General features: G+C 50.8%; 11 protein-coding genes. 9 read left to right on the plus strand and 2 right to left on the minus strand.

Features of this window, described 5'->3' with window-relative positions:
• Window positions 1–34: 34 nt before the first annotated feature.
• The 6 genes from coxB to ACUN8H_RS05590 are packed head-to-tail and all read left to right on the plus strand — an operon-like array spanning window position 35 to window position 5,137.
• Window positions 35–1,051 carry a cytochrome c oxidase subunit II gene (gene coxB / locus ACUN8H_RS05565; RefSeq protein WP_445531165.1) on the plus strand — a complete coding sequence of 339 codons (1,017 nt, stop codon included), beginning with the start codon at window positions 35–37 and terminating at the stop codon, window positions 1,049–1,051.
• A complete protein-coding gene (ctaD, locus tag ACUN8H_RS05570) occupies window positions 1,048–2,964 on the plus strand; it encodes a cytochrome c oxidase subunit I (RefSeq protein WP_445531166.1) in 1,917 nt (638 codons plus the stop codon). The genes coxB and ctaD overlap by 4 nt, the downstream gene beginning before the upstream one ends.
• On the plus strand, window positions 2,955–3,563 hold the full coding sequence (locus tag ACUN8H_RS05575; protein ID WP_445531167.1) for a cytochrome c oxidase subunit 3: 609 nt from the start codon (window positions 2,955–2,957) through the stop codon (window positions 3,561–3,563). The genes ctaD and ACUN8H_RS05575 overlap by 10 nt, the downstream gene beginning before the upstream one ends.
• The gene (locus ACUN8H_RS05580) at window positions 3,553–3,912 is read left to right on the plus strand and encodes a hypothetical protein (RefSeq protein WP_445531168.1); all 360 of its coding nucleotides are present in this window, start codon (window positions 3,553–3,555) and stop codon (window positions 3,910–3,912) included. The genes ACUN8H_RS05575 and ACUN8H_RS05580 overlap by 11 nt, the downstream gene beginning before the upstream one ends.
• Window positions 3,909–4,268 (plus strand): c-type cytochrome, encoded by a 360-nt coding sequence (locus ACUN8H_RS05585; RefSeq protein ID WP_445531169.1) that lies wholly within the window; start codon window positions 3,909–3,911, stop codon window positions 4,266–4,268. Before ACUN8H_RS05580 ends, ACUN8H_RS05585 begins: the two co-directional genes overlap by 4 nt.
• A 2-nt stretch (window positions 4,269–4,270) precedes the next feature.
• Window positions 4,271–5,137, plus strand: coding sequence for a c-type cytochrome (locus tag ACUN8H_RS05590; RefSeq protein ID WP_445531170.1), 867 nt, complete (start codon window positions 4,271–4,273; stop codon window positions 5,135–5,137).
• A gap of 99 nt (window positions 5,138–5,236) precedes the next feature.
• Here the strand turns inward: ACUN8H_RS05590 and ACUN8H_RS05595 are convergent, their stop codons facing one another.
• On the minus strand, window positions 5,237–7,279 hold the full coding sequence (locus ACUN8H_RS05595; protein ID WP_445531171.1) for a CocE/NonD family hydrolase: 2,043 nt from the start codon (window positions 7,277–7,279) through the stop codon (window positions 5,237–5,239).
• A 17-nt stretch (window positions 7,280–7,296) separates the two neighbouring features.
• Complete coding sequence (locus ACUN8H_RS05600) at window positions 7,297–8,538, minus strand: ATP-grasp domain-containing protein (protein WP_445531172.1); 1,242 nt, start codon at window positions 8,536–8,538, stop codon at window positions 7,297–7,299.
• Window positions 8,539–8,991: 453 nt separating this feature from the next.
• Here ACUN8H_RS05600 and ACUN8H_RS05605 point away from each other — a divergent pair, with 453 nt between their 5' ends.
• The 3 genes from ACUN8H_RS05605 to ACUN8H_RS05615 all read left to right on the plus strand — a co-directional run bounded on the left by ACUN8H_RS05605 (window position 8,992) and on the right by ACUN8H_RS05615 (window position 12,430).
• Window positions 8,992–9,801, plus strand: a complete 810-nt coding sequence (locus ACUN8H_RS05605) for a Crp/Fnr family transcriptional regulator (protein ID WP_445531173.1) — start codon at window positions 8,992–8,994, stop codon at window positions 9,799–9,801.
• Window positions 9,802–10,662: 861 nt separating this feature from the next.
• Window positions 10,663–11,646, plus strand: a complete 984-nt coding sequence (gene thpD, locus ACUN8H_RS05610) for an ectoine hydroxylase (RefSeq protein WP_445531174.1) — start codon at window positions 10,663–10,665, stop codon at window positions 11,644–11,646.
• 118 nt (window positions 11,647–11,764) lie between these two features.
• Window positions 11,765–12,430 (plus strand): fumarylacetoacetate hydrolase family protein, encoded by a 666-nt coding sequence (locus tag ACUN8H_RS05615; protein ID WP_445531175.1) that lies wholly within the window; start codon window positions 11,765–11,767, stop codon window positions 12,428–12,430.
• Window positions 12,431–12,543: the final 113 nt, after the last annotated feature.

Below are 12,543 nucleotides of genomic sequence, written 5' to 3' on the forward strand. Positions count from 1 at the left end.
GTTGCGTATTTTTTAAAATGAAAATTGAGAAGTCATGGCCTCACGGAAGAGTTCCTGGCTGCCAGTCGTTTTTGGCTTGCCTTCAATCTCACTGCTTACCGCCTGTTCCGGTGTGCAATCGTCCCTCGATCCTGCTGGCGCAGCCGCTCAGCTCATTGCTGATCTCTGGTGGCCGATGTTGGTGGTTGCCACCCTGGTGACGGCGCTGGTTCTTATCCTCTTATTGATCGGTATTTTTCGGGCATATAGACACCGTTCTGCTCGACCTTTAAGCAGTCGTCAAAGCCGTAACCTTGTCATCGCAGGAGGAATCATCCTACCCCTCTCGGTGACGATTCCGTTTGCACTGTCCAGCTTTTCCATTGGCCGCACGCTCTATGCGCCACCGCCGGATAATGCCTTGGCCATTGAAGTGATTGGTAAGCGGTGGTGGTGGGAAATACATTATTTGGATAAAAGTGGTGACCGGATTGCCACCACCGCCAATGAGCTCCACGTCCCGGTGGGGGAGCCGATCAAGCTGCTGCTCAAGTCGGATAACGTTATTCATAGCTTCTGGGTGCCCAATATTCAGGGCAAAACAGACATGATGCCGGGGCAAGTCAACGTCACTTCGCTGGTGGCGGATGAGCCGGGTGTCTACCGAGGGCAATGTGCGGAGTATTGCGGTGCCCAACACGCGCTAATGGCTTTCCTGTTCGTCGCTGAATCCGAAGAAGATTTCAATGCCTGGCTGGAACAGCAAGCCCAGCCCGCCCTGATGCCGGAAACGGCTCAGGCAGCGCAGGGGCGTGAGGTGTTTTTTGATGCTGGCTGCGCTAGCTGCCACAGCATTCGCGGCTCGCGTGCACAAGGTGATAAGGGGCCAGACCTGACGCACTTGGCTGGCCGCCGTACGCTCGCAGCGGCCACCGTACCTAATCGTATCGGCCACTTGGGGGGCTGGATTACTGACCCGCAACACATCAAGCCAGAAAGTCTGATGCCGCCCACTGAAATGCCACCGGATGATTTAAAGGCTCTGCTCAGCTATTTGGAGGGCCTGGAATGACACATCCAACCCCCCGATTGCACGAGCTCCATGACAATCCCCAAGAGACCGAACAACTAACACGTACTTGGCACTCCCCGCGTGGCTTTCCCGGTTGGTTTACCCAGGTTAACCAACGAATGATTGGTAGGCGCTTCATTATTACCGGTTTTATTTTCTTTTTGTTGGCTGGCGTATTGGGTTTATTGATTAGGGCGCAGCTAGCAGGCCCCGAACAGCACTTCTTGGCCCCAGATCTTTATAATCAGTTTTTCACCATGCATGGCACGGTAATGATGTTCTTCTTCGCCATTCCCGTCATGGAAGGGTTTGCCATCTATGTAGTGCCATTGATGTTAGGCACACGCGACATGGCCTTCCCACGCCTCAATGCCTTCGGTTATTACATTTATCTAATTGGCGGGATCGTGCTATTCGGCTCGCTTTTAGTAGGCATGGCGCCGGATGCCGGGTGGTTCAACTATGTGCCATTGGCGGGTAAGACGTATTCGCCTGGCTATGGGGTCGATATTTGGACCACCATGATTACCTTTATCGAAGTATCAGCGCTGACCGCGGCGGTAGAGCTGATCGTGACCATTCTTCGGCTGCGGGCGCCAGGCATGAGCTTAAACCGGATGCCGCCGTTTGTTTGGGCGGCGTTGGTGATGTCGTTCATGATCGTCTTCGCCATGCCCGCCGTTATCGTCAGTAGTACTCTGCTAATTCTCGACCGATTGGTGGACACGCAGTTTTTTCTCGTTGAAAGCGGCGGGCAGCCGCTACTTTGGCAGCATCTTTTCTGGTACTTCGGTCATCCCGAGGTGTACATCATCCTGGTGCCAGCGCTTGGCATGATTTCAACCATTATCATCACGTTTACCGGACGGCCTATCTTTGGCTATACGGCACTGGTGCTGTCGGTCGTGTCAATCGGTTTTGTTAGCTTCGGGCTGTGGGTGCACCATATGTTCACCACGGGCTTACCACAGTTGGGTATGAGCTTCTTCACCGCCGCCAGTGTCACCATTGCCATTCCGAGCGGCGTACAAATATTTTGCTGGATCGCCTCGCTATGGGGCGCCAAAATCCGCTTCGCCACCCCCATGCTATGGGTGCTTGGGTTCTTTGCCATTTTCGTCATTGGCGGCCTCACCGGAGTCATGATTGCCTCAATCCCCTTTGACACCCAAGTGCACGATACCTTCTTTTTGGTGGCCCACTTCCATTACGTCCTGATCGGTGGCGCTGTTTTTCCGCTCATCGGTGCTCTGTACTACTGGTGGCCCAAGTTCACTGGCCGCTTGATGAGTGAAACGGCTGGAAAGTGGAGCTTCTGGCTGGCATTCATCGGTTTTAACGTGACCTTCTTTCCCATGCACCAGTTGGGTCTGGAAGGCATGCCGAGGCGCGTTTATACCTACACCGCAGAGATGGGGTGGGGCGACTTGAATTTGTTGTCGACACTAGGTTCCTTCGTGTTGGCGGCTGGTTTTTTGGTCACGCTGATCAACGCGTTGTGGAGCCTTTATCGCGGCCAGCCGTCAGGAGCGAACCCCTGGAATGCGCCCACTCTGGAGTGGGCGACCGAGTCACCGTCCGCTGCTTACAATTTTCGTCATATCCCGATAGTAGAAAGCCAGTGGCCTTTGTGGGACTGGCAGCAGCGGGGTGAACGCTCGGTGGTGACCGGTTTGAGCCACCGGCAACGTGAGGTTGTGATTACCAGCATGCTAGATGCCGATCCGGTCGGCGTCCAGATACTGCCCTCTCCCACGATCTGGCCCTTCACCGCTGCGGTGGCTGCCTCTTCAGGCTTTATCGGGCTCATCTTTCATCCCGTCTTTTTTGTGATGGGATTCTTTCTGGTTTTCTTCACGCTGGTCGGCTGGTTTTGGCCCAGGCGCCCATGGAAGGAGGATGCATGCGAGTGATTAACGGCATCGACGTCACCGATATGCCTCGCTTACACCCCGATCAGCGGGCACCATTATGGTGGGGGATTCTGGGGTTGATCACCATTGAGTCGGCCGTCGTACTGGCATTTTGTGTTAGCTATTTATATTTGGCCGCGCATGCTGAGGTGTGGCCGCCCTCTGGCACGGCGCCACCGCTGCTTTGGCCCAGCATCAATTTAGGGCTGTTATTGCTTAGCTGTATGACCATGTATGCGGCTGGCCAGGGGATTAATCGCGGTAACAAACGGTGGTTGGCGATGGGGGTCACGGCCAGCGTGCTGCTAGCTTCTGTTGTGCTCGTGCTGCGTGCAAAAGAGCTGATGGCCTATGACTTCGGTTGGCAAGATCATGCCTATGGCTCCATCGTCTGGACCATCTCCGGTTTTCATTATGTGCATGTCACATCAATGGTGTTAGGTAGTACCGTGATCGCCATCTTGGCATGGCGTGGCTATTTCACTCGTGAGCGCCAGATTGGCGTGGTGGTCGATACCAATTATTGGTATTTCGTATGCATTGCCTGGGTGCCGTTTTATCTTTTGCTTTACTGGGGGCCCCGGCTGTATGGCAACTAAGGTGGGTTATCGGCAAACGTTGCCATTATGGGCCAGTTGGGTGCTCGGCCCGATAGCGTGGGCGCTCCACTTGCTCGGCAGCTATATGCTCGTCCCGTGGGTGTGTGAAACCGGCCATCACTGGGCGCTACACATCTCTACCTTACTCACCTTGGTGGTGAGCCTTTTAGGCGTATGGCTTGCATGGCGGCAGTGGGGCAAGGCTGGTCGACACTGGCCGGGAGGCAGTCATCGCCGAACTTCCCGGTTAAGGTTCATGGCGGTGGGCGGCATCATTCTTAGCGCATTATCTGCCCTGCTCATCATGGCCGAAGGCATACCCAACTTCTACCTGGGGGCATGCTTATGAACAGAAAATTGCTTGTTTGCATGGCACCGCTATTACTTATTGCTGGCTGTGGGGGCGAAGAAACGCCTGATCTGCCGGGCGACCCTGTTAAAGGGAAATTGGCGATTACGGCGTATGGCTGCGGCAGTTGCCATGTAATACCCGAGATACCAGGCGCGAACGGTCATACCGGTCCGTCCTTGGCCCGTATCGCCAAACGCACTTATTTAGCAGGAGTGCTTCCTAATACGCCTGAAGAAATGGTGCGTTGGATTCGCGCTCCCGAAATGGTCGATCCGCGTACGGCTATGCCTAATATGGCGGTTAGCGTTGGCGATGCCCATGATATCACTGCTTACTTGTATACCTTGAGATGACTATGCGACCCCGTCAACGTTTAATAGAGCGCATTCGCAAGCGCCTACTGATACGCCTAGCGGTTGGACTTACAGGCGTAGTGCTCGCCATGGCCGCGGGCGCGGCGATCTTTGTCTTCTGGGGTGTCTATAATGTTTCTGCTTTACAGCAGCATACCGAGCCAGTTTATACAGTACTTACCACGGCATTGGATCGCTCGATCAGCCAACGAGCCGAGGAAATTGACGTGCCACCGCTTGACCAACCAGACATGCAAGCGCGTGGGCTAAGCCATTATCGCGACCAGTGCGTTCAATGCCATGGTGCGCCCGGCGTTGCGCGTCACGATGTCGGTAAGGGAATGACACCGGTGCCGCCCAATCTGGCGCATACCGCGCGTAATCGCACCTCCGCTGAGATCTTTTGGGCCATCAAACACGGTATTAAGATGACCGGTATGCCAAGCTGGCAGTTTATTTTCAAGGACGAAGAAATCTGGGACATTGTCGCTTTTATGCGTCAGATGGCGGTCTTGTCACCAGCGGATTACCAGGCAATGGCCGCGAGTGTTAATGATCAACCAGAAGAGGCGGAGGCTTCTCGCCGCTTTCCCAATGCTGACCGTGGGCGTCTGGCGATGTATGGCTACGCTTGTATTGCCTGCCATCGGGTGCCTGGGTTAGTGGGCCCCCAAGCCGATGTCGGCCCACCTCTGGCAGGCATTGGGTCGCGCCGCTACATTGCGGGGGTGCTTTCTAATAACAGCGATAATATGGTGCGCTGGCTGCGTGATCCTACCCAAGTGGACCCACTCACCGCGATGCCAGACCTGAACGTGACGGAGCAGGATGCTAACGACATCGCAGCTTATCTTGAAACGCTGAAATAAACGCCGCCAAGAGTATTCAGGGCGGCAGGCGGGGCAGGTTGGTCGCTATACAAGCGGCCTAAACATTGTCACCTAAACACTGTCACCTAGACATGATCACTAGACATGGTCACGGGGAATGACGCTTTCCCAGTTCTTCGAAAACACACGATGCTCGTTTTCGTAGGCATCCAGCTGGGCATGCACTATGAAATTATCCGTCGTGCAACTGAGTGTTGTCCGCGTATACACTTCGGTATGCCAATCGTCCCGCTTGAAACAGGACTCAGTGATGGTTTCCCCACGGGCAGAGGTGAAATCGTCATCCACCGTGCGGTAATACTCCCGCGCGCTGCGATGAATTTCAGTACCGATATCGTTGATCCGAAACCGCCCCTGGTCGTTGATGACTTCAAGCGTCGACGCTTTGGTGGCCAAGTCGCGATGCAGCAGCCAGTTGTGCTCGCTGCGCTCCAAGAGCGTGGTATCCAGAGGCGGCGCCGATTGCGGCGTGTCAAAAGGGCTCAGGTCGGCATCGCTTGCCTGGGGCGTTCTGACCGGAAGCTTTAGGCGACAGCTACCGAAATGGACATCCACCTGAGCAGGCTCGGGCGGTAGCCAAGCCAATGGCCAATAAGAGGTGGAAATAGACACCCTTAGTTGGTGCCCCGCAGGAAATTGTTGAGCGATACCGTTTAGTGGAACGTTAACGCGGTAGCGCTTATGCGGCTCTAAAGGAGCGGGTCGGGAATCACCATTTCGATGGGTAAGGTTCAATAACCCATAGGAAACCCGTGTTGCTTTGCCATCGGGGGCCACATCGGCAAGGCGCACCGCCACCATTGCCTGGGGCTTATCGCTTGAAACCTCAAGTTCCAATTCAGGCATCCCGAAGATGCAGAGCGGCTCGGTTAAGCTGGGGCTACTAAAAATCAGCGAGCCGCCATCCTCTTCACGCTGGTCGCCAGGGAGGTCCGGCGTCGCTGCATACGAGCACCACTTGCCCGCCTCCAGCCCCACACTTAATGGCGACTGTAACCCCATAGAGGTACTCTCATCCGTCGAACCGCTGGCGGATTGATCCTTGCTTTCTTCCACCAACTGATAAGGCCGTAGCGCGAAGCGGCGCTCCTTAACATTGTCAGTTGGCCATTGGCGCTCACCAATCCAGCGGCCAGGTCTATCCGCATAGGAATTGTCGGGGGGTACGCTATCTTGTTGCCAAGCTCGTAACATCGGCTCTTCCATGATGCCGTTTGGCTCATCCTTCAGCCAGTGATCCCACCAGCGTAGCGCTTCCTGCAAAAAGCCTATCGCCGGGCCGGGTAACCCCTGATGCGGATATTTATGCCCCCAGGGGCCGATAAGCCCTTTGCGCGGCACGTCAAGGTGCTCCATTAACCTAAACACCGTATTGGTAAACCCATCGGCCCACCCCCCAATGGCGTAAACCGGGCACTTGATAGCAGAGTAATACTCACACACCGAGCTGGTCGACCAGTAGGCGTCCCGGCGCTGGTGCCTTAACCACTGGTCAATCCATAAGCCACTCTTTTCCATGCGTTCAAACCACATGTTTCGCCAGCTATCGCCGACGATCTCAGGGTCGGGTGGCAGCGCATTGAAGGCAAACATAACGGTCGCTTCGGATAAATTATCGCCCAGCAAGCAACCGCCCATGTAGTGCATATTGTCAGCGTAAAGGTCATCACTGGCACAAAGGCTGATAATGGCTTTAAGGGCGGGGGGTTGTTTGGCCGCTACTTGAAGGCTATTAAATCCGCCCCAGGAAATACCCATCATGCCAACTTTGCCATTACACCACGCTTGTTTAGCGATCCACTCAATGGCGTCAACGGCATCTTGCTGTTCCTGCTGAGTATACTCATCCGTCAGCACGCCGTCTGAATCACCACTGCCACGCATATCAACGCGTACACAGACGTAACCATTGCCCGCTAAATAGGCGTGGTTGGTCGCGTCTCTTGCTCGTGTGATATCCCGCTTTCGGTAGGGGATATATTCCATGATGGCAGGTAGCGGCGAAGACTCCGCTTCAACAGGCAGCCAGATGCGGGCGGCTAAACATTTCCCATCCCGCATCGGGATAAAGACATTCTCGATTTCTCGAACGGTATAGGGGAAGGAATCGACTATTTGCATGATCGCCTCTTATTTGCTCATTCGTCTACGTGCTCGATGTCAAATTTGAGTGCTTTCAAGCAGTACTCAAACTGCTCCTCAATTTGGTCGTGATTATCGGCGGCTAAATAAAGCGTACCTAACCGATAGCAAAAGTTGTCTTGGTGCATTAAGTCGCTTAATCGCTGCCCCTCACATACGTCTATTTTCACCTCTGTATGAGGAAACAGAGATTTAAGATCATTAATTTCTGCTTCGCTGGGAATCTTTCGGACAATGCCATCCTTGTGTTCATAAGGGATAAAACACTTGGCCGCCACCGGCGCGATACCTTGCCGATTAAGGAGAGAGGGGCGTTGGCCAAGGGCGATATCAACGGCCACTTCATGGTTCGACATTCCATCGACCATCACGAATATTTCGCTATGTGACTGAGAAATACGCGTATTGAATTCGACCAGCCAGAGCTTATCTTCTGCTTCGTTCCACATAAATTCGGCATTGAAGCAGCCATTGTTATAACCAATATGCTCAAGGAATTTTTTGGAGACCTCGATCATTTTATGGTGCACATGCTCAGGCAAGTTGCTGGGGTACTCTAATCGATCAAATAGCGTTTCCGTGAGTTCCGATTTTGGTTGGGAAATGATGCCATGCACATTGAATTCGCCTTCAAAGATGGTGCCTTCAGGCGCGCCTTGTACCCCGCTGATAATTTCTTCGGCAATACAGGCGTTACCGCCTAGCTGCTTAATCTCATCTGGCGTAGTGGCATATTCCAATGCTTCATTAAACGGATCACCTAACTGGTTAATATTCGCTCTTATTTCTTCAATTGCCGCTTCAAACTGCTCGAAATTCTCAATTTTAAAACCGAGATGAGACGAAAACGCTTTGACGGGCTTAATCCAAAAGGGATAGTTCAAGGTGACTTGGTCAAACGGTGAATCGGCGAAGGGGTCGATGCCGCAAAATCGTGGGACGACTTCTGGAATCACCTTTTGTTGCTCTAGTCGGCTCCAAAGCTTGTGCTCACATTTTAAAACACTGGTCACCGAAGGAGAGGGTATTCCATACTCTTTGCATAGCAGCGGGACTAAAACGCTGGTAGGAAAGTCCCATTGAGCAACAATGGCGTCGATGGTGCCTGGAAAGCTAGCCAGTGACGCTTTAGCATCCGCTAAAATTTTATTAAAAGAGAACTGTTTTGCTTCGACAGCCGTGTCAACCGTTAGCAGGCTGTGTATCTCTAGCTGTTTGGACTCGCGAAGCGTTTCCAATATGGCTTTTTGTTTCTCTTCTAATGCGACTATGAAAATATTCCTTTTTATGACGGCGTCCTTGTCGATTAAAAATAGCTATTAATAACTATATTGCTAAACACTTATTAGTCCTAATGAGCGCATGAGCAATCGTAAATTTTCAAGATCATTTCTTTTTTCATCAATAACATAAGTTATAACGGATATTTAGGTTTTAAGATTTAATAAACATCAAAAACTACTTTGGTAACTAGAGGTAGCCCTAAATTACTAATTTCACAGCGAACTAAGTTTACGAGCATCGGTTGTTAACATTTGTTAAGAAATAGGTGTCAAAGTGGCCGATCTAGCTTGTGGAATTACTATGGGTTAACTATCATTCTGCTTCTAGATGTATTTTTGTATATACACCATAATTGTAAGGGTAAATGATTAGGTAAAATATTTGTCTAACTGCAAAGGAGTGTAGAAATGACGAGTAATGCAGTTGATATCCATAGTGAAATATTTAAAGGAAGCGATCGTTATGCTCAGCTGCCCAACGTGATGAGCTCGCAACCCAAGGAAATAACTCTTGGGAATATATTCAGCCATTATGCAGAGGTTGGCGATGAGTCTTTAGATCGTTTGTCTGAAGTAGATATAAAGAGTATGGAGTTAAAGAGAAATCAAAAGCTCTACTCTTTATGCCAGGGTAGGGCAGAGATTTTTGTCGTACAAAAAGGTTGGGTAAGTCTGTGTCACTCCTTTAAAAGCCGTAGTCAAGATATATGTAATGTCTATATGCCGGGCGATATCGTAGGGTTACGTGAAAGCTTTTTCGATAATCACGATATTACAATAGTGGGATTGCAAAACTGCCAGTTAGGAAAAGTATCTGTTAACGAAATACATGATCTTTTTAAAGACAATGCCGATATTAAAAGAGCCATCGTTTCTTATATTATGGTTAATGATAATATAACAATTGAAAGGCTTCGGAGCTGTACTCATCATAGAGCGGAAGAGCGCGTTGCCCATTTTTTAATCGAAATATACGCTCGATATAATTTTAAAAAACTGATTGATTCTAATGTATTCGCTTTTCCAATTACCCAGGAAGTGGTTGGAGAGTTGCTTGGCATTACCAGTGTGCACGTAAGTCGGTGCATGACGGCTCTAGAACAAAAAAAATTAATTAGAAAAAGCCGAAACTCTATTAAATTATTAGAGCCAGAGCTGTTGGAAGAATATACTGGTTTTGATGAAAATATCATTTATGGCCATGTTCGCTTAGGGTGATTGTAAGTTTCTGGAAGGCATAAAGCGCTTTCTTATAGGCTGCTTTTGCTTTTTACAGAGGATGGCGGCACTACTATGCTTGAGCAGAATTACCAAGTAATAATGGCCTTTGTCGAAGTGGGCACTTTGCTAATATGGGTTGTGTTTGCTCAGCTGTTTTTTCTCACCATGAAGCGTCAACGACGGACTCGATTTCTTATTCATACTGAAGGGGTTGATTGTCACAGTATGAAAATTGTTTTTACGAATATGGCGGCTGAGCCCGTTTTCGTAAGAAATATTTTTTTAGTGTTGAGGGCGATGACGGCAAGGAAATTTATAATCTTGATGATTTACATGGAGAAAAGCTTTTTAAGAAAGAAGTGTATGGGCGGAATAAATGGGAATATCAAGGCTCTATCCTCCCCGGCACCCGTGTCAAACTAGAGGTAGGGGGTATATTCGTTCCTTGTCTTTTAAAACGCGATAAAAAGGCAAGGAACGATGCTGTTCATATCGAGCCGAATGACATCATCAATATATTCGTTGTTTTTTTTCATGGCGCGGATAAGAGGCTGTTAGGCGCGTCTAGGCACTTTAAGTTTTTTCAATCCGCTAACGGCGATTATTTTAGTGCCTTAAGCTGGAAGACGGATTTATGGGCAACGGGACGTGAGCGTAAAAAGCTAATGCAGGCTTTAAAGCAGGACAGAAAAGATTATCCAGGGTTTCATTAAAATGAGGTAAAGAAACGTTAAAATTTTTTCTCATAACTCACGTTATGAAAAGCTTTTTTAGCCCTTGCATGCTGATTTTGTTTGTCTACGCTATCCCATGCAACATCGTTCGATCTGAAACCTAATCATACAAGGAGTGGATTAGATGACAGTCAAAAGTACACCGCTAAATTCTGTAAATGCCCATAAGCAATATAGCGAAATGGCCGATACACCTAATGTGCAGAGCACACAGGCTCAGGATGCCTACCCGTCGCGTTTGGCCGATGCTCCTGAAAAAACCTGGCTGCCGCGCCAAGATGCGGTCGTTAAAGGTCGCCGGTTGTCTGGCCCTTTAAGCCAGGCACAGCTTGATGAGTTCGAGCGCAAAGGGTTTTTATTTATCCCCAACCTGATTGAAGGCGCTGAGCTTGATGAGTTGCGTCAAGAAATGAAGGCGCTGATGAGCAATGATGCATATCGCAATAAAGAATTCAGCGTAACGGAACCGGAGAGTCAGGAAATCCGTTCGCTATTTGCCGTGCATTTTCTTTCCGAGCGCTTGGGTAACCTCGCCAGCGATGAGCGTGTGGCGGGCGCTGCGCGGCAAATTATTGGTGACGACCCGTATGTGCATCAGTCACGGATTAATTATAAGCCTGGGTTTGCCGGTAAGGGCTTTAACTGGCACTCCGACTTTGAAACGTGGCATGCAGAAGACGGTATGCCGGCAATGCACGCGGTCAGTGCTTCCCTGATCTTGACCGACAATCATGAGTTCAACGGGCCGCTAATGTTGATCCCTGGTTCACACAATAAGTTTGTACCGTGCCTGGGTGAAACCCCAGAGGAGAACCACAAAAGCTCGTTAAAAGCGCAGGAAGTGGGCGTACCCAGCCCTGAAGCGCTCACTGAGCTTGTGGCCGAACACGGTATTGACGCGCCGAAAGGTAAGGCTGGCGGCTTGCTGTTGTTTGATTGCAATACGCTACACGCATCGAACGCCAATCTGTCGCCCGACCCACGTAGTAACGTGTTCTTCGTGTTCAACCGTCGGGATAATCGTTGTGATGAACCCTATGGGGCAGCGAAACAGCGCCCAGACTTCTTGGCGCACAGCCCTGACCAGCAGGCGATGCAGTATCGCTAATCAAAGGTGGGGAAACAAATTGATGGCACAAGGTTGTGGAACCTTCGTCTAGGTGGGGTAAACTGTTGCGCCTGTCGTAGCGAATACGGCACGCATAATGAGAAGGAGAATACCCGCCATGCGTTTTGTTCTAAAGTTTACCGATGGCCAGGAGTTTCCCCACGCGCTGGGCAAGGTTATCTGCATCGGCCGTAACTATGCCGACCATGCGAAAGAGCTGGATAATCCGGTTCCTACAGAACCGTTATTGTTTATCAAACCGGCCACTAGTGTCGTGGATCTAAGCAAGCCCTTAGATCCGCCCTTCGCTCGCGGCGATGTGCACTATGAAGCGGAGCTTGCTCTGTTAGTGGGTGAAACGTTAACCCATGCCACGCCAGATGAAGCTGAACGCGCGATTGCAGGTATCGGGTTGGCGTTGGATTTAACCCTGCGCGATGTTCAGACCCAGTTAAAAGAGAAAGGGCACCCTTGGGAAATCGCTAAAGCCTTTGATGGTGCCTGCCCGCTTTCGTCGTTTTTGCCGCTAAGCCGTGTCCCCAATTGGAATGCGCTGGCTTTCACGCTTGAAATTGATGGTGAAGAGCGCCAACACGGCGAGGGAGCAGATATGATTTTTGCCATCCCCTCGTTGGTTGCCGAAATGAGTCGCCACTTCACTCTCGAACCGGGTGATGTCATCTTGACCGGTACGCCTTCAGGGGTCGGTGAACTCGTTCGGGGCTCATCACTGCGCTTAACGCTGACCGGTGGTTTGGAAGTCGACACCAGCGTGGTCGAGTGATCAAGCACATGAGCCGCTAAACAGGCGAGCCATCAGCTGTGTCGAAGCACCCATAGTAGTTACCGTAACGACCACACAGAAACGCCACCCGTGTAAACAAGGGTGGCGTTTCT

It is taken from the genome of Vreelandella sp. V005 (genome assembly GCF_052645115.1).

Bases quoted from the DNA above. Each gene is read 5' to 3' on its own strand.
- ACUN8H_RS05580 (WP_445531168.1), top strand. From the start codon at position 3,553: ATGGCAACTAAGGTGGGTTATCGGCAAACGTTGCCATTATGGGCCAGT.
- thpD (WP_445531174.1), top strand. From the start codon at position 10,663: ATGACAGTCAAAAGTACACCGCTAAATTCTGTAAATGCCCATAAGCAA.
- ACUN8H_RS05590 (WP_445531170.1), top strand. From the start codon at position 4,271: ATGCGACCCCGTCAACGTTTAATAGAGCGCATTCGCAAGCGCCTACTG.
- ACUN8H_RS05595 (WP_445531171.1), bottom strand. From the start codon at position 7,279: ATGCAAATAGTCGATTCCTTCCCCTATACCGTTCGAGAAATCGAGAAT.
- coxB (WP_445531165.1), top strand. From the start codon at position 35: ATGGCCTCACGGAAGAGTTCCTGGCTGCCAGTCGTTTTTGGCTTGCCT.
- ACUN8H_RS05615 (WP_445531175.1), top strand. From the start codon at position 11,765: ATGCGTTTTGTTCTAAAGTTTACCGATGGCCAGGAGTTTCCCCACGCG.
- ctaD (WP_445531166.1), top strand. From the start codon at position 1,048: ATGACACATCCAACCCCCCGATTGCACGAGCTCCATGACAATCCCCAA.
- ACUN8H_RS05575 (WP_445531167.1), top strand. From the start codon at position 2,955: ATGCGAGTGATTAACGGCATCGACGTCACCGATATGCCTCGCTTACAC.
- ACUN8H_RS05605 (WP_445531173.1), top strand. From the start codon at position 8,992: ATGACGAGTAATGCAGTTGATATCCATAGTGAAATATTTAAAGGAAGC.
- ACUN8H_RS05585 (WP_445531169.1), top strand. From the start codon at position 3,909: ATGAACAGAAAATTGCTTGTTTGCATGGCACCGCTATTACTTATTGCT.